We start from the raw sequence: 23055 nt of genomic DNA, 5'->3' as shown, positions 1-23055 counted from the left end.
CGGCGACTATATTAATTCATGTTTACGTCAAACAACTGCGGCTTGCACTTACGCTTATCGCGTCGCCAATATGTGCAAATAACGTCCCAACCATTTATATGGCTCTAATTGCGAGTAGCGCAGCTCCATGCGTATCACGGCTTCTGGGTCATTGTGACCACCACGCTTAAGCGGGGCATAATCATGAAATACGCGCAGACCACTGGTGCGTATGGTCTGATAATGATGCGCAGTCAACCAAGATTCAACTTCTTCTTTGGCGACAGGATGGTTGGGCGTGAGGCTTTTTTTGTTATCAGCCTTATATTCTGTATTATCAAGTAAGTTAAAATTACCCATGATTAGGTTGCGATAATCAAAGCTTGCTGGGTTATAAAAGCATAAAGATAGCGCACCATTATCCGCTAATTGCTGATCAAAAAAGTCCATCACCGCAGCGGGCTCTGCCAACCATTCAAGCAGCGCATGACACATGATTAAATCAAACTTTTCACTATTTTCTGTACCCAACTTTTCTGGCAGCTCCTGATAGGGGCAAACGTACCATGTGATATTCAGGTCTTCGTCTATCTGCGCGGCACTCGCTTTCGCTTTTTCTAGCATGTTGGCTGAGATATCATTGATGACCAATGTATGACCTTGAGCTGCCAGCTCTATTGCAATCTGTGCTAGCCCTGCACCCACATCCAAAATACGTAAAGGTCGCCCAAGGCTTTCACTCATTTGCGCGCTATATTCAAAGATATCACGGCGTAGCACCGCCAATCGAATATCGCCTTTTAAGCCACCGTAGACCTTTTTTTCAAAATGATCCGCAATCGCATCGAAGCTACGATCGGCACGTATATCGCCTGATGCGTCGATTGGTTGTGTCAGATCAGCCGATTGGTTGTCATGTTCTTTGATACTTTCATTATTGGTTTGCATAAAGCGCTATCTGTATTAGGATGGTATTTTGGAACATCGTACAACAAAGACAAAATCTAAGCTAGGCTTGACGCCAATACTAGCTTTACCATAGCGTCAAAGATGCCATTAAATACCTGTTTTCCAGTAGCTTTTCACAATATTTTACGGTATAAGTAGTAAGGTTTAAGAAACAATTATTGAGTAAGTTTTATTGGAAATATCTGATACTTCACTGTATTCAATAAAAACCGTTCAATAAAAAGAGTCTGCCATACTGAAATTTTTTATTGTCAAGGACTCTCAGCAAACGTCTGATCTACCACCGCTAAGGACAGTAACCATGATCGTATCTAAATCTACTACCGCTATAAATAACAAATCATCTAGCAGTACCCATCAATCAGTATCCATTACGACGGGCAAGCCTGTGATGCTACGCTGCCTATTATCGGTCGCCATTGCCAGTAGCTTGCTGCTCGTCGGTTGTGGCGATGACAATGACTTTGATACTGTCATAGGCTCTGACTCTGCGATGTCAGTTAAATCAATCAGCTCATTTAACATCGCGCAAATAAATACCCAGTTCGGTCTTGATGGTGCGGCAACCCCTGATGCCAAATGCGATATCAAAATCGAAAAAGTCAGCTATCCGACAGTAGGGGCAGCGGGTGAGCGTACCAACGCGACAGCAGCTTTGATGCTACCAAGTGGTGACAGTGCTGACTGCCAAGGCGATCGACCTATCTTGCTGTATGCCCATGGCACAACTACGGATAAAGGCTACGATTTTAGTCAAGTCGCTAATCCTCAAAATCCAGCCGCTGGTGAGTCGACATTAATCGCTGCCAACTTTGCGGCTCAAGGCTACATCGTCGTTGCACCAAACTATGCTGGCTATGATGACTCAGATCTCGATTATCATCCATACCTTGTGGCTGAGCAACAAGCCACTGACATGGCTGATGCATTAGACAGTGCCCGTACCATCATTGCAAGACAACAGCGCGCTAATGATCCTGACTACACCAACCTTGATGACTCTGGTAAGTTATTCATCAGTGGTTACTCACAGGGCGGGCATGTGGCGATGGCAACTGCAAGAATGTTCGAGCAAAATGATGAGCCTGTCACTGCCATTGCACCTTTATCAGGGCCTTATGCACTGGCAGCGTTTGGTGATGAAATATTTAGAGGAAACGTCAATATTGGAGCGTCTAGATTTGCGCCATTACTTGGCATTGGTTTACAAGAAAAGTATGGCAATATTTATGGTAAAAAATCAGACATATTCTTGGATAAGTATGCTGATGCCCAGTTACCAAGTGAGACAGCATTTGGCGACTTAGTCACGGCGGGCAAACTGCCCAATAATGCTTTGTTTCAAAAGAACCCTACCGACGCAATATTTGCTGGTTTATCACAAGGGAAGTTGTTTTCTGTGCTGGGCGGTTATGATGAAAATGACTATTTGATTAAGACGGATTTTCGCGCAGCTTATGTAGCGGACACCATTAAGCATCCCGATGGGTTAATGACAGAAAACGGCGACAAAATGCCAGCTGTAGCTCCTGAGAATAACTTACGTAAAGCACTAAAGGATAATGACTTACGTGGCTATGTGCCGACAATGCCGACACTTATTTGTGGCGGTAACCAAGACCCGACGGTTTATTTTGATACTAATACAGGCTCTATGGTAGAAATATTACAAGCAGCCTCTGACAAAAACTCCGCCAAAAAGCTAAATATTACGGTATTGGATGTCGATAAAGACAATGCTGCCGAGCGTCCAGATAAATCGACCTTTATGATGATTGGACAGGCATCAATGAACAAATGGAATGCCACTGATATCGTAACCAATGTACAAACAAACTTCAGCAATAGCGTTGAAAAGGTGAAAGCGGATGCGACTGCACAAGGTGGCGTGCCGTTATTGGCTTTTTATACCAACTATCATGGCGGCTTAGTTAGCCCAGCGTGTACGCAAGCCACACGTGAGTTCTTTAATCAGGAATTTAAACCTGCTTAATAGAGGTCATTTTAACCATAAAAAATAGCCTGACTATCGAAAAGACTGTATCCACTGGATGCAGTTTTTTCATGAATATCATTTAATCCTCAATAAGAGAAAAATATGAAATCGATAATATTATCACTAATTGCTTGTGTCTTTATCACAGCTCCGATCAGTCAAGCGCAGGCTAAGAATACACCTTGTTCGGGCAAAATGGGCGGCGTATCTCACTGCTCAAAAGATGGTAAGTTTGTTTGCAAAAACGGCAAAATCAGTCAATCAAAACAAGTATGTCGTTAAAGTTGTTTTTACCCTTGTCATTAGAGTGAAAAAAACCGCTAATCAGCTGTTTTGCTTAATTTTAATAACAGCCAGACGCCCCTAAATCAGCAAATTTGTGCTAAAATAGCTTCTTTAATTGAACATTATTTTTAACAAAAACCGTATCACTATTTTCCTATTGTTTTGCACCTTTGACAGTGCTTTTTTAGGGTCACTATTCTGATAGTAGCTGCGCATTGATGCAGCTATATTTTTGTATAACCCATGAGTATCTTGAACAAACGTGTCAACATTAGAAAAACAATGTGAGTGAAGGAGTGTATATGAGCGAATCGGTCAGTCCTATTGGCATCGTAGAGGAACTAAAGCAATCCTATCTGGATTATGCGATGAGCGTGATTGTCTCGCGTGCGCTGCCTGATGTGCGTGATGGGTTCAAACCTGTACACCGCCGTGTGATGTACGCCATGCACGTGCTATCTAACGACTATAATAAGCCATATAAGAAGTCTGCACGTGTCGTCGGCGATGTCATTGGTAAATATCACCCACATGGCGATAGTGCGGTCTATGATGCCATTGTGCGGATGGCGCAGGATTTTAGTTTGCGTTATCCGATGGTTGACGGTCAAGGTAACTTTGGTTCGATCGATGATGATCCTCCGGCAGCGATGCGTTATACCGAAGTACGTATGACCAAGCTGACGCATCAGATGCTTGCTGATTTAGACAAAGACACGGTTGATTGGGAAGACAACTACGATGGTTCTGAGCGTATGCCTAGCGTCATGCCAGCGCGTGTTCCAAACTTACTAATCAATGGTGCGACTGGTATTGCTGTTGGTATGGCGACTAATATGGCGCCGCACAACCTGACAGAAGTGATTAATGCTTGTTTGGCTTATGCCGAAAACCCGCAAGTATCAGCTGAAGAGTTGATGTCACACATCTCAGGTCCTGACTTTCCTACAGGCGGTATCATTTATGGTCGCGCTGGTATTTTAGATGCTTATCGCACGGGTAAAGGTCGTTTGCACATCCGTGGTCGCTATCATATTGAAGCCATGAGTGATACGGGTGTCAACCGCGATCGTGAGCGTATTGTGTTTACCGAAGTACCTTATCAATCTAATAAAGCCAAAATGATTGAGCGTATCGCAGAACTCGTACGTGATAAAAAGATTGAAGGTATTAGCGAGATTCGTGATGAATCTGACAAAGATGGTATGCGTATCGCCATTGATTTGCGCCGTGGTGAGACAGCTGAAGTCATCGTTAATAACTTGTTCTTGCAAACGCCGCTCGAATCAAGCTTTAGTATCAACATGGTGGCGCTCGATAATGGTCAGCCTAAGCTACTAACTTTGCGTCAGCTGATTGCCGCCTTTGTACGTCATCGCCAAGAAGTGGTGACACGCCGTACGATTTACGAGTTAAACAAAGCACGCGTACGTGGTCATTTACTCGAAGGTTTGACCGTTGCGTTAGCCAATATCGACGAGATTATTGCAACGATCAAAGCCTCTGCTAACCGCGGTTTGGCACGTGAAAGCCTATTAAATAATACGTGGGGTTCAGGTAGCGTGGTGGCGATGTTGACCGCTGCTGGTAGCCAATCTGTGCGTCCTGACTATATCGAAGGCGAAGATCCTAAAGCACCATTTGGCTTGATTGAGGGCGAAGAACGTTATCGCTTATCACTTGAGCAGGTCAACGCGATTTTAGATATGCAGTTGCATCGTCTAACGGGTCTTGAGCAAGACAAATTAACCGAAGAATACCAAGATTTGCTACGTGAAATCGCTCATTTAGAGTCTATTCTTGGTGATTTTGATAAGCTAATGACCATTATCTCCAATGAGATGATTGAGATTCGTGATAACTTTGGTGATGAGCGCCGTACCGATATTATTGACTCACGTACTGACTTTAACCGTGAAGATTTGATTCCTGAACAGACGGTTGTCATGACGGTCTCGCGTACAGGTTATGCAAAAACTCAGCCGATTGATGATTATGTCGCACAAAAACGTGGCGGTAAAGGCAAGTCTGCAACCGCAATGAAAGAAGATGATGTGATTGATCATTTGGTTGTGACTTCAACGCATGCTACCGTATTGTGTTTCACGGATAGCGGTCGTGTCTTTAGCTTACGTGGTTTTGAAGTGCCGATTGCCAGTCGCGGTGCTCGTGGTCGTCCATTAGTGAATTTAATTGGCTTAAATCCTGATGAAACCGTCACTACGATACTGCCAATTCCAAAAATAGTGGAAGAATTATCGGTAAAAGGTGACGCGTTAACAGATGCTCTAATAGATGGGGATGATGATTCATTAGACGCTATCACGCAAGCAGAGCCACCTTTTGTATTCTTTGCAACTGCCAATGGTACGGTGAAGCGGGTAGAGCTTAAGCAGTTTGCCAATATTCGCTCGAACGGCTTGATTGCGGTTGGACTAGAAGAGGGCGATAAGCTGGTCAGTGCTCGTATCACTAATGGTAGCCAAGAAGTGATGTTGTTTGCATCCAGTGGTAAAGCCATTCGTTTTGATGAAAATGATGCTCGTGTGATGGGTCGTATGGCTAAAGGTGTCCGTGGTATGCGTTTGGCGGCTAATGAGTCGATAAGATCATTGGTTGTGATCGAAGATGATGTACGCGAAATCCTTATTGCTTGTGAAAACGGCTTTGGTAAACGTACCTTTATCGATGAGTTCAATACCCAAAATCGTGGCGGCGGCGGTGTAATTGCTATCAAAACCAGTGAGCGTAATGGTGCGCTAGTAAGAGCCACTAAGGTTGACTCTACGGACGATATTATTTTAATCTCTGATAAAGGTACATTGGTTCGTACGCCCGTTGAGCACGTCGCTAGCTCTGGTCGTAATACGCAAGGCGTGACGCTGATTCGTCTATCAAAAGACGAGAAGCTGGTCGCTATGGCGCGTGTTGAGCATGAAGAAGGTGACGATGAGCTGGTTGATGCCATGAGAGAAGACGGTACATTTGATGTGGCAGGTCAAGAGCAGATAGATATTGATGCGGCGACTGGCAACACAGCAACGAATGACGTTATGGATATTGCTACTGACAATGAATTAGATGTTGATAGTACAGACGGTGAAAACGCAGACGACGAATAAATGTCTCAGTAGTTAGCTTTTTGATCTAGTCTTATATGATTGTTCTATAAAAAGCCTCTGACGTTATCGTCGGAGGCTTTTATTTTTTTCTGTATGTCATCTATTGTTAGAGTCTGCCTTTAAGTTTCCGCTGCTCTAATTTTTTATAAATAATGCCCATAAAGTTCTATTTTTAAGGCTCTTGTTATGCTCTCGACCAATCAAACTTTCCAAGGAACCCTTGCTTCGATATCATCGAGCTTTTTATTTTCGATGATGTTTGTGTTTGGGCTATTTATGCTGCCTTTGACAGGTACGCAGGTAGCCTCATGGCGCGTACTCATGATGCTGCTAAGTTTGCTATTGTTGGTCAGTTTTACCAAGCAATGGCAACACGTTTTTGATTATTTGAAAACCTTAAAAACTCCGAAAGAGTGGCTGATATTTATTTTGCCCACACCGATTTTGGGTGGTCAAATTTGGCTATTTATGTGGGCACCAGTCAATGGCTTTGGTCTGGATGTTACCTTGGGCTATTTTCTATTACCGCTGGTGATGATAGTGCTGGGTCGTTTCTTTTATCACGAGCATATGAGTGCGTTGCAGTGGGTGGCCGCGCTATGTGCAGCCTTAGGTATTGGCTATGATATCTTTCAATATGGCTCAGTATCTTGGGTAACGTTGTTTGTGTGCTTGGGCTATCCACCCTATTATCTATTGCGGCGTAAACTGGCAGTGCCGCCTATCACAGGGCTGTTGTCCGATTTGGCTCTGTTAACCCCAGTAGTGCTCATTATGTTGTATTTTAGCGGCGGCTTTAGTACGGCAGCACAGGACATCAAGTTCTGGTATTTATTACCACTGCTAGGAGCCTTTAGTGCGCTGGCGATGTCCTTAACCATGATTGCCAGTAGCAAATTACCTGTATCATTATTTGGGGCGCTAAGCTATGTCGAACCTATGCTGCTGTTTGTTTTATCCATCACTGTTCTAAGTCAAAGCCTCGATGAGGGCGGCTCTTTGTTCATGTATGGTATGGTAAGTTTGGCGTTACTGGTGATGATTGCTGATAGTATAAAAGGTTATCTTAAGCGCCGCCGTGACAATCATTTGCATGGCTATCGAGAGCCACAAGTGGGCGGGTTTCCGCCGCGTCGTCGTTTCATAGATCAGCGTATTGATGGGGTTTTAACCGCGCATCGTTTTCGCAAGATTCGGCGCTATCAAAAAAAGATGGATAGAATGCAGCAAAAAATCGAGCAGTTGAGTGCAAAGTAAGATGCTGGATGGGTAGGTGAACGCTTTAGTAAAGCAGGTGTATTGCTTATCTATTCTGACTTTGACATAATACCGACCACAAGATAAACACGATATATTCCAAGTGTTTATCTCAATATTATATGATTATGTTGTAGATAACAGAGTTTATAGATCAAAAAGCCTTCGACGTCCGCGTCGGAGGCTTTTGTTTTTTTCTAAAATTGCCAAGGACGTGCGCTCATTTTTCAAGGTTGTCATTATGCTCACCACGAATCAAACGTCGCAGGGTACCATCGCTGCAGTGGCAGCAAATTTTTTATATTCATTGCTATTCTTATTTGGTCTATTGATGCAGCCGTTGTCAGGGACGCAAGTCGCTTCTTGGCGCGTACTGATGATGCTATTGAGTCTGGTGCTGCTGATTAGTGTGCTTAAGCAGTGGCAGCATATTTTTGATTATCTAAAAACTCTGAAGACGCCTAAAGAATGGTTTTTATTTATCATACCCACACCAATATTGGGCGCGCAAATCTGGATATTTATGTGGGCACCTGTCAATGATTTGGGAATTGAGGTGACATTGGGTTACTTTTTATATCCAATGATAATGATTATGGTTGGTCGGTTTTTTTTATAACGAAGACATGAGCTTGTTACAATGGATTGCCACCATATGCGCAGGCGCAGGTATTGCTTATGATGTCTTTCAGTACGGCAGTATTTCTTGGGCGACTTTATTTGTTTGCTTGGGTTATCCGCCTTATTATCTACTGCGTCGTAAATTGGCAGTGCCGCCGATCACAGGGCTTATCTCTGACCTTGTTTTATTGACGCCAGTGGTGTTGATTGCTTTATATCTCAATGGCGGGTTTACGCTGGCGATATCTACCGATAAGTTTTGGTATCTGTTGCCACTATTAGGCATTATCAGTACGGCTGCGATGTCATTGACCATGGTTGCCAGTCAAAAGCTGCCCGTCTCATTATTTGGTACTTTATGCTACCTTGAGCCGATATTTTTATTTATATTTTCCATCACGATTTTGCATCAAAGTATCGATGAGGGCGGCTCTTTATTTATGTACGGCATGATTTTTGTCGCGCTGTTGATGATGATTGTGGATAGTGCGCTTGGTTACTTGGCACGTAAGCGTGATGACCGTTTGCATGGTTATAATGAGCCACAAGTGGGTAGCTTCCCGCCACGTCGCCGTCTGAAAAACCGCCGTATTAAAGGTGTGTTAACTACGCATCGTTTCCGAAAAATTAGAAAGTATCAGCAAAAAATACATAAGATGACACGCAAAATTGAAGAGCTGCATTCAAAGTAGCACCTGCCAGCAAGTCGATATAGATTTGACTTAGCGGGCAATGTTTTTCGTCATTACTCTACACAGTTTCTGTGTTAAAGAGGCATTAATTACGCTATTATCGATGACAATAGCGTCACGCTTAATTGAAAGCGTGGCACTGTATCAAAGAGATTATGGCTGATTTAAAACAATATATAACTAGGACGGTTTATGTTACACCTTCATCATTTAGCAAATTCGCGCTCATTTCGTATTATTTGGCTGTTAGAAGAGCTTGGCGTCGATTATCAATTGACTTGCTATGAGCGCAATAAAGCATACCGTGCGCCTGACAGTTTAAAAAAAATAAATCCGCTCGGTCACGCACCCATGTTAGAAGTAAATGACCGTGTGCTCATCGAATCAGGTTTTATTATTGAGTACTTGATTAAGCATTATGATAGCGAGAAACAGTTCAAGCCTGCGGATGATAATGAAGCGGCGTGGGAGGCTTACACGTTTTGGTTGCATTTCTCTGAAGCATCAGTGATGCCGCCATTGGTCATGCGTTTGGTATTTACCAAAGTGGTCGAGCAGTCGCCCATGCTCATCAAGCCTGTGAGCAAAAGCATCCGTAACCAAGTCGAAAAAAATATGATAAGCAAAAGTCTGGATGCTATATTGGCGATGATGGAGCAGCATTTGCAAGACAATCATTGGTTTGCAGGGGCTGAATTTAGTGCCGCTGATATCCAAATGCATCTTGCGGTTGTGGGTGCCAATGCTGGTACAGGATTAGATAGCAGTAAATATGCCAATATCTTAATTTGGCTAAAACGTTGTGAAGAGCGCGATGCCTTTAAGCGTGCAGAAGAAAAGGGTGGTCGTTTGCAGTTCTAAAAGCGGCGCATTTAATCGTTCATAAATGACTGATTTGATATTAAAATGAAGGGTTTTGTTTATTCATAGACAAAACCTTTTTTAGGATAAGAAATGACAGACTTAAATAAATCGCATAACAAGCATACTGATGTCGATACTGGTATTGCTGCTAAGCCAGTGCTTGATACTACCGCCGACAATGTGAACCATCAGCAGGTATCCATTAAAGCATGGTCACAAAAATTGCTCGTAGTGATTCTATGTATTGCCAGCTTTTATGGCGGCTGGAAATCTTATGAGTCCAATATGGTCAGTGAATGTACGGCTAATGGTGGGCAGATGGTTGCAGCGCAAAAAACCATGATGTGCCAATTGTCATAGCAGATAAGCATCATGTGTCAGAGAGGTAATCTATGTTGAAGCTGACTTTTTTGGGTACCTCTGCTGGTGTGCCAACCAAACAGCGTAATGTGACCGCACTGGCGATTGAATGTCTGAATCCTTATTTATCTGGCGCACAGCAGGGTAATAAGTCACAGAGTGCTAATCAAAATAAAAAATCGCGTCCATGGCTACTGATAGATTGCGGTGAAGGCACGCAGCAGCAGCTATTGCATACAAAGCTCTCTTTGCATCAACTAGCCGCTATCTGTATCACCCATGTGCATGGCGATCATTGCTATGGGTTACCAGGGTTGTTGGCGAGTGCCGCCATGTCAGGACGCCGTGAGCCGCTGACCCTCATTGCTCCAAAAGCAATCGCGACATTGCTTGAAGCCATTACCTTAACCACGGAATTGTATTTACCCTTTGCTCTTAATTTTATAGCGATTGAAGAGGTGCTATCTGAGCAAAGTGATACAAACAAGGTGAATATCCTATTAAGCGACCAGCATCAGCTTGATATTGATATCACGCTGCTATCACATCGGGTTGCTTCTCATGCATTTGGTATCACGCAGACTATCCATCATCGCACGCTTGATACGGATAAACTGCTGGCGCAAGGTATTCCTGCAAGCGCACTATGGGGTAAATTGCAGCAAGGTCACGATGTCATCACTGAAGAGGGGCAGCAATTATGTGCAGGTGATTATGTCAATGATGACCTGTCACGAACGCGAGTAGTGGTGGCTGGTGATAACGATACGCCAGCGTGTCTCACTGCGGCGTTGGTTGATACGGATTTATTGGTGCATGAAGCAACATATACGCATGAGGTGTTGACTAAAATTCAAGGCAAAAATCCAGAGTTTGATCCAATGCATAGTAGTGCGCAATCGGTGGCGGGTTTTGTAGAAAAAAGTGGCGTAAATAATCTAATTTTGACTCACTTCAGCGCTCGTTATCAAAGCTTTGATAATCCTAATAGCAAGACACCAAATATGGCATACATTCGCTTGGATGCTGAGAGCGTTTACAAAGGTAATCTATGGTTAGCCGCAGATTTTGACCAATATATAGTCAATGGTGCAGCTGAATTGGTAGATAAACCTGATAATAACCACGTGCAGTATCTAGGCTCTGCACGCGGTCGTTAAGCACTGAGTGTCATCATAAAAATAACTTTTAATGAAGCTTACGATGGACTGTCTTCAGCTGCTAATCGTGTCTGTCCTATCCAGTAGCGGCTAAACTGATAAGCCACTCGTCCTGAACGTCCACCGCGCTCTGATGCCCAACGTAGCGCTGCTGCTCTGACGTTATCAGGTAGCGTCTTATTATTTTCTTTATTATTACTTTCTTTAACGTCATTTGCATTATCTAGATGGCGGTTTGGCGAAAGTGATAAATAATGGCGCACGATGTGTAAATAGGTATTTTGATCCATTGGATGAAAGGACAACCAAAGCCCAAAGCGATCAGACAGCGATACCGTCTCATCAATGGTTTCATAAGGATTAACCTCATCGGTTTGACCATTATAAATATTGACATTGTCTTTCATTAGCTGGGGCAATAGATGACGGCGATTACTGGTCGCATAAACCAATAACTTGTCTTGCTCCGAATCTAGCGAGCCGTCCAATACGCTTTTCAATGTCCGATAACTTTCATCTTGACCGTTAAACGCCAAGTCATCACAGTACACCACATAGTGACAACCACACTTGGTCGGCAGTGCATTAATGGCGGCGCGTATCTTATCAAGCACGCGCAGGTCATCACGGGCAATTTCAATAATGCGCAGTCCCTCACTATGATAGGCTTGTAGCAATGCCCGAATCAGCGATGATTTGCCAGCACCACGTGTCCCTGTCATTAAGACATGATTGGCAGGATAGCCCTTTAGAAATTGCCGTGTGTTTTGTACCAGTTTTGCCTTTTGGGTATCGATACCGTGCAAATCATCTAAACTTAAAAATAAGTTCACTGCCAATGGCTCCAAATGTCCATTATGACCACCGACCCAGCGATAGGCGAGCTGTGCAGGGTCAATCTCGATAGTTGGCGTGACTTGCTCTTGTAGATACTGTCCGAGTAAATCCAATAAATGGTCGGGTAGGGCGTAATTCGTAACAGGCTTAGTGGATTGGGGCATAATACTCAGTCGCTCATAAAAATTAAAATGACGTTCGGCATACTAGCTATATAGAGGTATCACTTTACCATGAAAAATAGTGCCAGTAATTCCTCTAATGCAAAAGCGTGTGCAAAACAAGCATTACAAATGCAAGCGCAGCAAATGTTGCCAACATTGACTACGTTATTCTCAAGCTTGAATTATAGCGAGATTTCGCATCAGCGCATCAGCCAGCAAGCTCAGAATAACGAGAATGACTTTCAAGGCTTGACGCGTGCCCAGCATCCACAATTTGGTCGAGTGATGATTAAATGGCAGTTAACGGCTGCTAGCAATCAAAATTTGGCTGGCTTAACCCATGAAATCGGTGTTCTAAAATCTATCAATAATTTATCAGCCAATCAAAATAGATTTCAAGACAGTCTTTTTGCTATTGCTCCGCCAATGCTCGCTTATGAAACTCTAAGGGTACAGGTACTAGATCAGTTTTCGCAGCTGACGATACTCACCATGCCATATTATCCCAGTGGTAGCTTAGCAACTCAGCTTAATGTTCGAAATCATTCGTTATTAAATTCTCAACGAAAGCATCATTTTATGGTGCAATCTGCGCACCTTATCGCCACTCTACATAGCGCTGGCTGGCTACACAATGATATTAAGCCTAGCAATATTTTGCTAGATGATTTTTTGCCAAATCATGTGGATGATAGCTGTATCAAGGCTGATTTATTGTTAACCGATTTTGCCTTAGCAGAATGTCTTAACGCCCCAATTTTGGCAAGTCCTGCTGGTACACCTGCGTATCTTGCCCCTGAACGCTGGCAGGGACAGAGTGCAACAGTACAAAGTGATATCTATGCGTTCGGTATCATGATGGTTGAAATACTAACAGGCAAGCGACCGTTTCAGATAAGTGCTAACAGTAATGACAAATTAAAAGCATGGGCGATTCAGCATTACCAACAGCCTATTCCAACCTTGCCGTTAAAATATAGTCACTATCAAGGTATCATTAATAAAGCATTGGCAAAGCGGGTGGAGAGAAGGTATCGGAGTATGGAGCAGATACTTTTAGATTTAGAAAATATTGCCAGGTAATGGCTCTACGAAAATAAATCGGAAAATATAAATCCACCACACTCTAAATACAAAAAGAACAGACACAAAAAAACCTGCTAAAAAGCAGGCTTTGATATTTGGTCTAAGATGTACTATCCGAAAATGGTGGGGCTGGAGAGACTCGAATTCACTGCTTACAGCATATTAACTTATTTTTCCCCAAGAGTCTATATAGATCAATGGTTTCAGATTTGATTTACGTAGAATAGGCAGCCCATGGATAGCCCATGATATTGTTCAATATATATATAAATCTTGATATGTAATGTAGGGTTTTAAAGTTTTTAGAATTTTAGGGGTAGTAAGAAAAATATGTAATGTAAGTAAGGTCTTTGATATTAAAGGAAATATCTTGTAATTTTAAGGTAATATCATTGTAATTAAATACCAATAAGAACGTAATATTAATATATTTAATTTCCTAATTAAATCAATTGGTTAGTGTTATTCCGTAAATTAGTTACTAGATAATACCTCTGATAAGTAATCTTAGAGCTATTGAAAATAAAGAGGTTGAGTAGAGTCTATTATGCTATTACATGTTTTACTGGTTTCAGCTGGTGCTATCGTTTGTGAGTAATAATTCACAAAAAACTCTTTATTGGAACTCTTAGATCAATATTCAAAATTAGTTGACTGTTACAATCGTGTAACTTAAACTGGAGCTGATATGAAAAGTTGTTTTTATGAATCTTAGATTAACACATGAAGTGCAATACCAAATGTGAGGTGAAAAAAAGGCCTAGATGCGCTAGCATCAAAGTCTTTATCCACCGACCAAAGTGAGATTGCAACCATGAACTATACGCATCTAAGCCTAGGGGAACGATACCAGATTTATGCCCTTATAGGGGCAGAACATAGTATTAATTTTATAGCGCGGGCGTTAAACAGAAGTCCCAGTACCATATTAAGAGAAATCAGACGCAATAAAAGCCTGCGCGGTTATCGAGTCAATAACGCTCATAAGAAAGCTTGTGCAAGACGATCAAACAATGCGCTCAGCATCATCGCTGACGTATGGGACTGGGTCACAGACAAGCTTAAAGAGAACTGGAGTCCCCAGCAAATAGCAGGTGTTCATGGTGGACTCAGTCATATGAGCATTTATCGCTATATATGGACAAACAAGCGTAAGGGCGGCAGGTTATGGCAGTGTCTCAGACGTAAAGCCAAGCCTTATCGGCAGCGTTTAACTGCTGAGACTCGTGGTCGTATTAATGACAGAGTCTCTATCCATGAGCGCCCCTCCATCGTTGATGCGCGCACGCGGATTGGCGACTGGGAGGCGGATACCATTATCGGTCAGCATCACAAGCAAGCGATTGTAACGCTCGTTGAACGTAAAACAGGGCTACTGAAGATGAAGCGTGTGGGTCATAAAACAGCACAGCAAGTATCAGAGGCAATGATAGGACTCTTAAAGCCAGTGAGGTTGCAGGTTAAGACCATTACCTCTGACAATGGTAAAGAGTTTGCTCAGCATAAAAAGGTGAAACAAAAGCTCTTTAGCTCTTTCTTCTTTGCCGATGCTTATGCGTCATGGCAGCGAGGAACCAACGAGAATACCAATGGCTTGATCAGAGAGTACTTGCCTAAGGGTTGTGACTTTAGACAAGTCTCTGACAATGAGATGCAGAACATTGAGAACAAACTAAATAACAGACCAAGAAAACGCTTAGGGTTTAAAACGCCTATGCAGGCGTTCTATAATATTAATTAGCGTTGCACTTGGTGTGTTAATCTAAGAATTTAAAGGAATGATAAATGAAGATTTTGCCGTTGGTTGTGACTACTATAGCCTTGAGTTTTTGCAGTATTGCTAACGCTGACATGATTGAGTATGAAAATAAATACTCGGATGAGGTTCCATTTATTGACTTAGGTTCCAGCTACGCTAACGTTTTCGATTATGATCAAAAAAAGAAAAAAATTTACAGTGATTCACCTGAGGTCAGAAATAACTCTTGGTACACAAAGCCCCATACTATTGTTAAAAATAAAGGTAAAGTCAAATATGTATTGGCTGATGTTAGAGGTGCAGGCTATAGCTTCAATGAACCTTTTGAAGATCTTGTCCTAGTTAATTGTGATAACCCAAGAAATTCTTATATAGACCGAGGAGACAGAGAACAGGTTTCTTTAAAAGATTCTATGGCCATTGGTCTTGAAGACAATATGGGGCCTTGGAATGAGAAATGGACTGACCATATCCCTAAAGAAGCAGTTAGTAGTCTATTTGCCTATTATTGTAAATAATAATCTAGCTCTATTTTGGGTGTGGATAGTGCGGAAGAGTTGCGTAGCTGTATTAGTGAAAAAATAGCGATTGTACACGTTTAGGCTGATAACCAAAAAGATAAATAATGTAGAATGCTAGCAAGAGTTGAGTTAGGAGAACTTGACTGTAATCAACAGCAGATGAAAAAAGTGTATGCCTTGGTTCTTTGAGAATACAGACGATAAGCTAAGCTATGATGACCACGCATTAGAAAATGAGATAGGTGTTTTAATAGTAGACTATAAAAGCGGCTTAGCCGAACATACAAAATAGAGATAAGTAATTATTTTTTGAAACTTAACATAAAAGCTTTGATTATTTATAATTTACGGAAAGAAGAAGTATAGTTATAAATTAAATGTTATGAATACAGGAGGTTTCAAAATGCTAGCTACAGCATCAGAGGTTTTTGCAGACAGTCTAATAGAAGAATTCGAGTTAAAATACGTTGAAGGACCCTTAAGAAGTATAGAGGACTCAGTATTTAACAGTATAAAATCTTTAACTAACAATAGGATAAAAGCTCAACAGTACTTGGGTGAAAATACTCTCGAATTTAGACAAATAGAAAGTAATATAAAAAGTAGAATAAAACAAGTAATTAAGTCGTCTAGAGAAGACTACATAATAGAGGTACTACAACAATTATTAGAGAATTCGCAGAAGTCATCTGAACATTTCACATTGTCCTTATGGAAAGAGCTTGCAAAGTCTTTGTTTGGTAAAGCTCCATCAGAGCTATCCTTGAAAAGAATGAGTTATAAATATACTAGTAATTCTAATAAGAATAAGCTTCCTAAAGACTGTTTTCCTGAGAAAATCATAGAAGTGTTACTTGATAGCCATCAGATACAAGTCAAAAAAATAAAAATTGATTATACTGACTATGTTGAGAATGCTAATAAGTATGCTAAAGATATGAATTCTATAAAAGCTGAAATAAAGTCTGCAGAAACTATAAAGTCTGAGCAAGCAGCCTATCAGGTTGGTCTAGAAGCATTTCAAAAAGCTTACGAAAAAGAACTTCACGATAAATATTAATATTATAGAACCAACCTCAAGGCTTACAACGTTCTTGGTGTGATGTGTGCTAATGGTTATGGTATGCGTTAAAGCAAGGAAAAGCCTAATAATTGATTAGGGCGTGTCCTCAATTCAAGCGATTGTATCTAAAGGGGTTAAAAGTGGCTAAATTTTGCCAAACATCGTCAAAAAGCTGATTAATACACCAATATTATTTGCGCTATTTTCCTCATTTGACTGCAATTCATCCCATTTTTATAACCATTCTTAAAATGAGGTTACGCCCTAGTCACTCTTGCATTATTTATCAAAATATATTAATAACGAAAGTTAAATGTTTGGTATCTTGCTTGAGAGTGCTTGCGATAATCTACTAATAATATGTTTGGAATCTTCAGGAATAAATTTTCCATAGTGTTTGTGGATCATATTGGTATTAGCATGACCTAACTGATTGGCTAACCATTCCGCAGTAACGACACCAGTAGATAATACTTGACTAGCGTATGTATGCCGACCAGTATTTAGTGGTCTATATTCGACCTTACATCTAGAAAGATGGGTTTTCCAACGTTTTTCAAGCTGAGAGTAAGTGTAGTGGCTAGTCGTATTGGGATTTGGCCATAAAAACGTTAATTCTTCACTCCGGTACGTACAGTTGTCACGGTCTAATACTTTAATTCTGACCATCTTATTTTCTTTTATAATACTTATCTGATCGAGAAGTGCATCAGTCGCGATGGGAAGTAGTTCAATTTGACGTTTGCGTCGGCGATTTTTGGTGACTCTGTAAGCACCTTTGACAAATCCTCTTTTTATATAAGCACATTCTTGCGCTAGATCTAAGTCTTCTATTGCTAATGGCATAAGCTCATGAGTAGATAGTCCTGACCAAATCATTACAGTCCAGAGATTACGTAATGTAGGCTGTGTTTCCATAGCTAAAATAGTAGTAATTTCTTGCTTGGTAAATGGGTTGATGTCATCGCTATCACGTATACCAAGCTTAATATATTGTGTTGGGTCATTAGCATTTTTTTGATCACGCGCCCAATATGTCCAAATAGTCTGAAATAGACCTAAAATATCTTTAATAGTCTTTGGGCTTAGCGACTGCATTAGAGTCTTGTAAACCCAGCGTTCGACATCTTCTGCTTTAATCTTAGCAACTATTTTACGTTCCCAATAAGGTTTGATATGGTTTTCAACTTTACTGACATATGAACTCCACGATGATGGTGCAACTGTGGATTCTGCTGTATCTAACCAAAGTTGAATATAATATTCAAAATATGAACTTTTCTTTTTTTCCGAATCTGGAAATATTTGATCTCGATCAAAAATACCTTTCTTTATTTGTCTATCAATAAGATCAGCTATGCTTTCAGCATATTCAATGTTAGCTGGAGTAGGTGGAGTGCCTTTTAGTGTCTCTCGATCTCTAACACCGTCGATACGCCACCAAATTCTTATACTAGTTTTTAGTTTTTCGATACCTGCTGACATGTTGACTCACTTATTGATGTAGAAAGGAATTAAATTTTTGTTATAAATGAATTTTGTGCATACTAATGTGATGGAATAATTTTCTGATTTTCCTACCTATAGTTTATTAGCACTTATTGATTGACTCGGGTGAGTTCATTGGTAATGGTATTAAAGCCTAGTGATTCGCATGCTTAGTTTGACAGTTGATATGTGGGACGAACCTACAGACCATTGTCTGTTTACTGAGATATAGATGCCGTGTTCTGGGTTGAGGGTTAATTAGAGATTAATTTATTAAACCTCTTACGTAAGTCATTGCTAGCCCTTGTAACGGCATTAGTGGAAGTCAATGAATTGATTCTTTTGCAAGAGGTCTAATAGTTAATCCGTTATCTACTATTTTTCAGAAAATGTAATTCAATATTTTGATGAGTCTTTCTGATTAATTTGTAGGAGCCCTGTCACATTCAGCACGTCTTTCTTTAAGAATATCAAAGTAATGTTCACCATTTTTCCACCATCTATGAATTTCTTTTGGGAAATTAGGTCGACAGTCCATTTCCATGATTGTGATGATATCAGCATATAAACTATGCCCAAGGTTGCGTAAGTCATTCATATTGAAAGGAAAGGCATATCCGTTATAGAGAGATAGTAAGAAGTCACGACATACTCTACTGGCTCCGCAACCATCAAGTGCCATTTTCATTACTGTTTCAAGAGACTCTATAAACTTAGATAGTTTCAGTGCTTCTTCTGCACGTTCTAATTCGATATGTGATTGCATAAATATATTTCCTGTATTGTTTTGGGTTGAGGGTTGAGGGTTGAGGGTTGAGGGTTGAGGGTTGAGGTTAAGTAATAGGTTCAGTTTTGGATTGCTCAAAAACCCAACAGCGTTTGCTTTTGCCTGTTTGTGCTGAGTTTATAACTTTGTTAGCAGCGATAAATTTGAATTGACGCGACTTTTTTAGTGCTTCTTCCATCTCTTTTTGAGGCGGTAAGGTGTAACGATATTCATTAGCTAGTTTATATATATCTACTAAACTTATAGCTAATGAGCTACTATCTTTAGAGTGATTAAGATGCATACGTCGAAAGGTATGATTGTTTTCCGGACTCTCCATAGGCTGAGAGTTCATGCTATATAAAATATCAAAAAACTGAATATTGAGTGCATTTTCAGTATTCAATGTATAATCACGTTCTTTTGCCATTGCAAATATCTCTTTATATACATCGTCTTCAACACTTTTAAGATCAGGAAATAAATGGATTTTAATAGCTTCGAATAGCGCCAATAATTGAGCATGACAATGTGCTACTCGAAACGTCTGAATACCTTCTTTTTTCAACCAGTTCTCTTTTGACATTTTGACATCGAAGAATGTTTCTAGAATTTTACTTTCTAGCTTGAGAATGTCGCTTAAAAAGTGACTAACGTTCTCAGTTTGCATGCTTTCAATACGACGAGCGGCAGCTTCCGATTCGGGTGTTTGGCTTTCTGTGGTCAGATAAAGATGACAAATTCGACTCATGATTGCTTGAGAGCCTACAACGGGCAGATTTTGACTAATGACGATAGTTCCTCGGAAGGGTGGTTCATATACTTCATTACCACCAGTTTTAACTCCTCGCGTACCAATAGTACCTCCGTCATATAAGTTTTTTAGCTCATCCCAATCAAATTGGCTATTACGATTCACTCCTGCGCCATCACGATCTGACTCGATAAATACACTGGGCATATTCGAGGTTTGTGACAGTGATCGTAAGCGTCCAGCTTTAGTTGTTTTATTGGGGTCAATGCCTTCGTAGTTGTCACGACCTATAAGTCGCCAGAAAAAACTAAGCAATGTTGACTTACCTGTACCTGGTTCCCCCACGATTTCCAAAAATGGATAAGACTTTTGATGTTTGCGTATTTGCTGTACAAACAGGCTCCCCATGAACCCTATTAAAGTGATAATACCTTTAGCACCCCAGCCTAGGATGATGTCACTTAACCACTCTATAGACTGCTCTGGACGTTTGTTAATAGTAATAATAGGGCTAGTAGATAATGTCTTTAAGCTTTTATTATTTGGAAGATCGAAGTAATCATCTTCATTCAAATAATATGTTTGCCCATTGCAAATAGCTGTTTTATTGAAAAGATAGGTTTTGTGCTTTTCGCTATAACCAATGAAATCAATAGTCTCTACAGTTTTTATATCAGTTATCATCTGACTTAGAATTGTATCTAGCTGCTTAGAGTTTCCCTGATAGATAACCCCTGGAGCCACTCCTAGTAGCCGTTTTTTGAAATCACTCGCACTAGATAACTGGCCACCTGTGAATGTATTTTTCGACACATTCTGTTTTGTCAAAATCCTAAAGTAATACCAACTCTCATCAGTAATCGTATTCTGCTGGTAATATAATGCTTGAGGTTCACAGTTCATAATTTGATTGACAGTAATACAAGACTGCATCAAGTCATCATGCCAGAGCTGACGTGCTTCCTTTAATTCCTCTTCAGTATCAAATAAGTCTTCAGCTGGTTCACTATCTGCATCCATCTTTTTTGCTTTATCATAGCTTTCGATATCAACTTTTATCCAGTAGGTGTACTGATTAAAAAATATATGGAAGTTAGTATTGCCTTTATAGTTATAAGATAATAAAGCTTTGTCTTTGACTGTATCGGCAATTAATAGTTCACCAAAATATATATATCTTGGTATATCTGACTTAGTAAGCTTTCTATTTTTGTGTAAGTCGTTCCAATCTTTTGATCCGCTTTGCTCACTTGACTGAGCAGCTGTCGCAGTGAAGCCTTGTTGACGAGCAAATGCCACTAATTTATCTGTCTGATCTCTCCCAGCTTTGTCGCTATCTAGCGCAATAATAATTTTGGGATAAGGTTTGCCTAGCTCATCCAGTCTTGCCTTTATTTGCGCCAAAGTTATATTGGGATAATTACCAGCCGTAATATTACTGATAGCATGAATGCCATTTTCAGTCAGAGCCATTGCGTCGAATATACCTTCAGTAATCCAAAGCTCAGTAACATATGACCAAACCCCATTTTTTAGATTTAGTTTAGAAGGTAACCAACCTAAGCCTTGAAATTTAAAACCTCCCTTTACTTTAGCTTTTGCGATTCCTGGCGCAGGTTCTATAAGCCGTTCCCAATAGCCAACAGCTTGACTGTCGCTAGTGACACTGAATCGCACGGTTGGACAAGTGAAGCCTGATTGATAGTCTTTATATACTTCTTGCGAATAACTGCCTTTCCATTTTTCTATATCAAAGCCACGCTCAGACTGTAAATAAGCATCTGCAGTAGCATTTGGATTGATTTCAGTGGGAGGATAGCGTTTTGACCAGTTAGCAAACACATCAGGATATAGTTCTGTTACTAACGCTTTATGGTTGCACTTGTTTTTTCGCCCACATTGTATAGACCAAGGTGCATTAGCATTAGCGAATAATTCGTTTTTATTACATGATGGGCATTTTCCATAGCGTAGATATTGCCCATCCAAGGAAATTTTGAGTGCAAAATCTCGTTTGAGACGAGTTATTAACTCGTCTCGAGTTTGTATGTTCATAGGTTTCATTTGAGTACTCTTCAGCTTCTAGTAGATGAGTATCTATAAGAGTTTTTTAGTATTAATATCGATGAGCTAATAATCAGCTGTGTAATTTTTTTGGTTATTGATTGTGCTATCAAGGTTATCAGTGAGCGCTTGTCGCAATACGTAAGCAATGTATTCCGTTACATACATATTGTGCTGAGCAGCTTTTTGTTCTAAAAGTTTAAGTTCATAAACTGTTGGAGAAACAATAATACTATTTAACATTTCGAGCTCCTTCTTAGGGGGTTATACTACTATTTTTAATATACGATTTAGAACTTGATAGTTCTTGATTACGACCAGTTAAATAGCGACGTATAGCAACGAAGTTCATTGATCTTTGTTGCTCATTAGCTGCGTCTTTTAGCTCTGCGTAGTCTTCATCTAGTAAGCGTATAGATATCGAAACTCGCTTCGATTTTAGTAGTTGTTTATTTAGTGTAGAATTTAATGTAGACATGAATTGTCGCCTTTGCTTTGGTTTAAAGTGTTTTGCTTCGATAATTAGATTCTAATAAGTATTTAAGAGATATGCAAGTGTTTTTATCTACAAACGACAATTATTTATACGTTTAGCAAGTAATTAGTAGTCTAATGACAGCTAATTTTAGTCATTAGACAATTATTTCTAGTCATATGACTTTATTTTTTATATATGATTAATATTGATCTGAGTTGCATTTTTAAATTTTATAGGAGATTTATATGGCTAATGACAGTACCGAATCGATTGGTAAAAGAGTAGAGCTAGAAAAAACACGTTTGGATTTAAAAAACTCAGAGGTTTGCTCAGCGCTAGATATTCATCTGAGCACTTATCGTAACTATGAAACAGGTAAGCGAGATATGCCTATCTCTCTATTAGTTAAGCTATGGGAAATGGGTTTTGATGTAATGTATATATTGACTGGAAATACGTTGCGCGAACTTCAGGCGCAGCAAATAAGCACTGATGCTAGTAGTAATGTTTCATCAGACTTAAACCAGCGCCTAATACCTTCAATTAATAGTGACTCCTCGAACTTCTTATTAGATAAAATGATACATGTTGAAGATGCATTTCAAATTGCGGGGGCCAAAGGTGGAGAGGATTACACGTACAAGGATTTGGTGCAGATAGCTTTGGTGACAGCCGATAAGCCGAATACGATATAGCTTTATAACTCTTTACATGTATTGATTAGCCGTTACTATGTACCAACAACCTCTATTACACTTTTTCGGAACTAA

General features: G+C 40.3%; 20 protein-coding genes. 14 read left to right on the top strand and 6 right to left on the bottom strand.

The genetic code is table 11. From position 1 onward, the window contains the following. Nucleotides 1-54 precede the first annotated feature (54 nt). On the bottom strand, nt 55-927 hold the full coding sequence (locus I3252_RS11740) for a methyltransferase domain-containing protein (protein ID WP_238035318.1): 873 nt from the start codon (nt 925-927) through the stop codon (nt 55-57). A 322-nt stretch (nt 928-1249) separates the two neighbouring features. Between I3252_RS11740 and I3252_RS11735 the strand changes: the two genes are divergently transcribed. The 9 genes from I3252_RS11735 to I3252_RS11695 all read left to right on the top strand — a co-directional run bounded on the left by I3252_RS11735 (nt 1250) and on the right by I3252_RS11695 (nt 11305). Further along, entirely contained in the window at nt 1250-2941 is a 1692-nt protein-coding gene (locus I3252_RS11735) for an alpha/beta fold hydrolase (RefSeq protein WP_238035317.1), read from the top strand. A 105-nt stretch (nt 2942-3046) separates the two neighbouring features. Beyond that, nucleotides 3047-3226 carry a hypothetical protein gene (locus I3252_RS11730; RefSeq protein ID WP_193009516.1) on the top strand — a complete coding sequence of 60 codons (180 nt, stop codon included), beginning with the start codon at nt 3047-3049 and terminating at the stop codon, nt 3224-3226. A 305-nt stretch (nt 3227-3531) separates the two neighbouring features. Next, entirely contained in the window at nt 3532-6351 is a 2820-nt protein-coding gene (gene gyrA, locus I3252_RS11725; RefSeq protein WP_238035316.1) for a DNA gyrase subunit A, read from the top strand. 186 nt (nt 6352-6537) lie between these two features. Then, the gene (gene rarD / locus I3252_RS11720) at nt 6538-7608 is read left to right on the top strand and encodes an EamA family transporter RarD (protein ID WP_238035315.1); all 1071 of its coding nucleotides are present in this window, start codon (nt 6538-6540) and stop codon (nt 7606-7608) included. Nucleotides 7609-7849: 241 nt separating this feature from the next. After that, nucleotides 7850-8227 (top strand): hypothetical protein, encoded by a 378-nt coding sequence (locus I3252_RS11715; protein ID WP_238035314.1) that lies wholly within the window; start codon nt 7850-7852, stop codon nt 8225-8227. A 7-nt stretch (nt 8228-8234) separates the two neighbouring features. Continuing rightward, nucleotides 8235-8921, top strand: coding sequence for a hypothetical protein (locus I3252_RS11710; protein ID WP_238035313.1), 687 nt, complete (start codon nt 8235-8237; stop codon nt 8919-8921). A gap of 192 nt (nt 8922-9113) precedes the next feature. Further along, nucleotides 9114-9782 carry a glutathione S-transferase gene (locus I3252_RS11705; protein ID WP_238035312.1) on the top strand — a complete coding sequence of 223 codons (669 nt, stop codon included), beginning with the start codon at nt 9114-9116 and terminating at the stop codon, nt 9780-9782. A gap of 93 nt (nt 9783-9875) precedes the next feature. Then, the gene (locus I3252_RS11700) at nt 9876-10145 is read left to right on the top strand and encodes a hypothetical protein (RefSeq protein ID WP_238035311.1); all 270 of its coding nucleotides are present in this window, start codon (nt 9876-9878) and stop codon (nt 10143-10145) included. 32 nt (nt 10146-10177) lie between these two features. Beyond that, nucleotides 10178-11305 carry a ribonuclease Z gene (locus I3252_RS11695; RefSeq protein ID WP_238035310.1) on the top strand — a complete coding sequence of 376 codons (1128 nt, stop codon included), beginning with the start codon at nt 10178-10180 and terminating at the stop codon, nt 11303-11305. 38 nt (nt 11306-11343) lie between these two features. Here I3252_RS11695 and I3252_RS11690 read toward each other — a convergent pair whose 3' ends face one another. Further along, the gene (locus tag I3252_RS11690) at nt 11344-12306 is read right to left on the bottom strand and encodes an ATP-binding protein (RefSeq protein WP_193009510.1); all 963 of its coding nucleotides are present in this window, start codon (nt 12304-12306) and stop codon (nt 11344-11346) included. Nucleotides 12307-12375: 69 nt separating this feature from the next. Between I3252_RS11690 and I3252_RS11685 the strand changes: the two genes are divergently transcribed. The 4 genes from I3252_RS11685 (at nt 12376) to I3252_RS11670 (ending at nt 16732) form a co-directional block, all read left to right on the top strand. After that, nucleotides 12376-13389, top strand: coding sequence for a serine/threonine-protein kinase (locus I3252_RS11685; protein WP_193009509.1), 1014 nt, complete (start codon nt 12376-12378; stop codon nt 13387-13389). A gap of 817 nt (nt 13390-14206) precedes the next feature. Then, nucleotides 14207-15133 carry an IS30 family transposase gene (locus I3252_RS11680; RefSeq protein ID WP_238035309.1) on the top strand — a complete coding sequence of 309 codons (927 nt, stop codon included), beginning with the start codon at nt 14207-14209 and terminating at the stop codon, nt 15131-15133. Between the two features lie 44 nt (nt 15134-15177). Continuing rightward, on the top strand, nt 15178-15669 hold the full coding sequence (locus I3252_RS11675) for a hypothetical protein (protein WP_238035308.1): 492 nt from the start codon (nt 15178-15180) through the stop codon (nt 15667-15669). Nucleotides 15670-16075: 406 nt separating this feature from the next. Beyond that, complete coding sequence (locus tag I3252_RS11670) at nt 16076-16732, top strand: hypothetical protein (RefSeq protein ID WP_238035307.1); 657 nt, start codon at nt 16076-16078, stop codon at nt 16730-16732. A 312-nt stretch (nt 16733-17044) separates the two neighbouring features. Here the strand turns inward: I3252_RS11670 and I3252_RS11665 are convergent, their stop codons facing one another. The 4 genes from I3252_RS11665 to I3252_RS11650 form a co-directional block, all read right to left on the bottom strand. Continuing rightward, nucleotides 17045-18220 (bottom strand): DUF3596 domain-containing protein, encoded by a 1176-nt coding sequence (locus tag I3252_RS11665; RefSeq protein ID WP_238035306.1) that lies wholly within the window; start codon nt 18218-18220, stop codon nt 17045-17047. 424 nt (nt 18221-18644) lie between these two features. Continuing rightward, nucleotides 18645-18989 carry a hypothetical protein gene (locus I3252_RS11660; RefSeq protein WP_238035305.1) on the bottom strand — a complete coding sequence of 115 codons (345 nt, stop codon included), beginning with the start codon at nt 18987-18989 and terminating at the stop codon, nt 18645-18647. 67 nt (nt 18990-19056) lie between these two features. Further along, a complete protein-coding gene (locus I3252_RS11655) occupies nt 19057-21807 on the bottom strand; it encodes a toprim domain-containing protein (RefSeq protein ID WP_238035304.1) in 2751 nt (916 codons plus the stop codon). Between the two features lie 66 nt (nt 21808-21873). Continuing rightward, nucleotides 21874-22050, bottom strand: coding sequence for a hypothetical protein (locus I3252_RS11650; RefSeq protein ID WP_238035303.1), 177 nt, complete (start codon nt 22048-22050; stop codon nt 21874-21876). Between the two features lie 480 nt (nt 22051-22530). On the opposite strand from I3252_RS11650, the gene I3252_RS11645 reads away from it, so the two are divergent. After that, the gene (locus I3252_RS11645) at nt 22531-22980 is read left to right on the top strand and encodes a helix-turn-helix transcriptional regulator (RefSeq protein WP_238035302.1); all 450 of its coding nucleotides are present in this window, start codon (nt 22531-22533) and stop codon (nt 22978-22980) included. Nucleotides 22981-23055: the final 75 nt, after the last annotated feature.

The sequence above is a fragment of the Psychrobacter sp. Ps4 genome (assembly GCF_022129285.1).
Taxonomy (GTDB): domain Bacteria; phylum Pseudomonadota; class Gammaproteobacteria; order Pseudomonadales; family Moraxellaceae; genus Psychrobacter; species Psychrobacter immobilis_A.
Note: the sequence above shows the minus strand (reverse complement) of the source record. Positions and strands in the feature narration are given on the sequence as shown.

What these genes read in the sequence shown, in the direction of transcription:
- I3252_RS11695 (WP_238035310.1), top strand. Translation starts at nt 10,178, where the DNA reads ATGTTGAAGCTGACTTTTTTGGGTACCTCTGCTGGTGTGCCAACCAAA.
- I3252_RS11670 (WP_238035307.1), top strand. Translation starts at nt 16,076, where the DNA reads ATGCTAGCTACAGCATCAGAGGTTTTTGCAGACAGTCTAATAGAAGAA.
- I3252_RS11680 (WP_238035309.1), top strand. Translation starts at nt 14,207, where the DNA reads ATGAACTATACGCATCTAAGCCTAGGGGAACGATACCAGATTTATGCC.
- I3252_RS11645 (WP_238035302.1), top strand. Translation starts at nt 22,531, where the DNA reads ATGGCTAATGACAGTACCGAATCGATTGGTAAAAGAGTAGAGCTAGAA.
- I3252_RS11730 (WP_193009516.1), top strand. Translation starts at nt 3,047, where the DNA reads ATGAAATCGATAATATTATCACTAATTGCTTGTGTCTTTATCACAGCT.
- I3252_RS11685 (WP_193009509.1), top strand. Translation starts at nt 12,376, where the DNA reads ATGAAAAATAGTGCCAGTAATTCCTCTAATGCAAAAGCGTGTGCAAAA.
- gyrA (WP_238035316.1), top strand. Translation starts at nt 3,532, where the DNA reads ATGAGCGAATCGGTCAGTCCTATTGGCATCGTAGAGGAACTAAAGCAA.
- I3252_RS11650 (WP_238035303.1), bottom strand. Translation starts at nt 22,050, where the DNA reads ATGTTAAATAGTATTATTGTTTCTCCAACAGTTTATGAACTTAAACTT.
- I3252_RS11740 (WP_238035318.1), bottom strand. Translation starts at nt 927, where the DNA reads ATGCAAACCAATAATGAAAGTATCAAAGAACATGACAACCAATCGGCT.
- I3252_RS11675 (WP_238035308.1), top strand. Translation starts at nt 15,178, where the DNA reads ATGAAGATTTTGCCGTTGGTTGTGACTACTATAGCCTTGAGTTTTTGC.
- I3252_RS11690 (WP_193009510.1), bottom strand. Translation starts at nt 12,306, where the DNA reads ATGCCCCAATCCACTAAGCCTGTTACGAATTACGCCCTACCCGACCAT.
- rarD (WP_238035315.1), top strand. Translation starts at nt 6,538, where the DNA reads ATGCTCTCGACCAATCAAACTTTCCAAGGAACCCTTGCTTCGATATCA.
- I3252_RS11710 (WP_238035313.1), top strand. Translation starts at nt 8,235, where the DNA reads ATGAGCTTGTTACAATGGATTGCCACCATATGCGCAGGCGCAGGTATT.
- I3252_RS11705 (WP_238035312.1), top strand. Translation starts at nt 9,114, where the DNA reads ATGTTACACCTTCATCATTTAGCAAATTCGCGCTCATTTCGTATTATT.
- I3252_RS11715 (WP_238035314.1), top strand. Translation starts at nt 7,850, where the DNA reads ATGCTCACCACGAATCAAACGTCGCAGGGTACCATCGCTGCAGTGGCA.
- I3252_RS11660 (WP_238035305.1), bottom strand. Translation starts at nt 18,989, where the DNA reads ATGCAATCACATATCGAATTAGAACGTGCAGAAGAAGCACTGAAACTA.
- I3252_RS11665 (WP_238035306.1), bottom strand. Translation starts at nt 18,220, where the DNA reads ATGTCAGCAGGTATCGAAAAACTAAAAACTAGTATAAGAATTTGGTGG.
- I3252_RS11700 (WP_238035311.1), top strand. Translation starts at nt 9,876, where the DNA reads ATGACAGACTTAAATAAATCGCATAACAAGCATACTGATGTCGATACT.
- I3252_RS11735 (WP_238035317.1), top strand. Translation starts at nt 1,250, where the DNA reads ATGATCGTATCTAAATCTACTACCGCTATAAATAACAAATCATCTAGC.
- I3252_RS11655 (WP_238035304.1), bottom strand. Translation starts at nt 21,807, where the DNA reads ATGAAACCTATGAACATACAAACTCGAGACGAGTTAATAACTCGTCTC.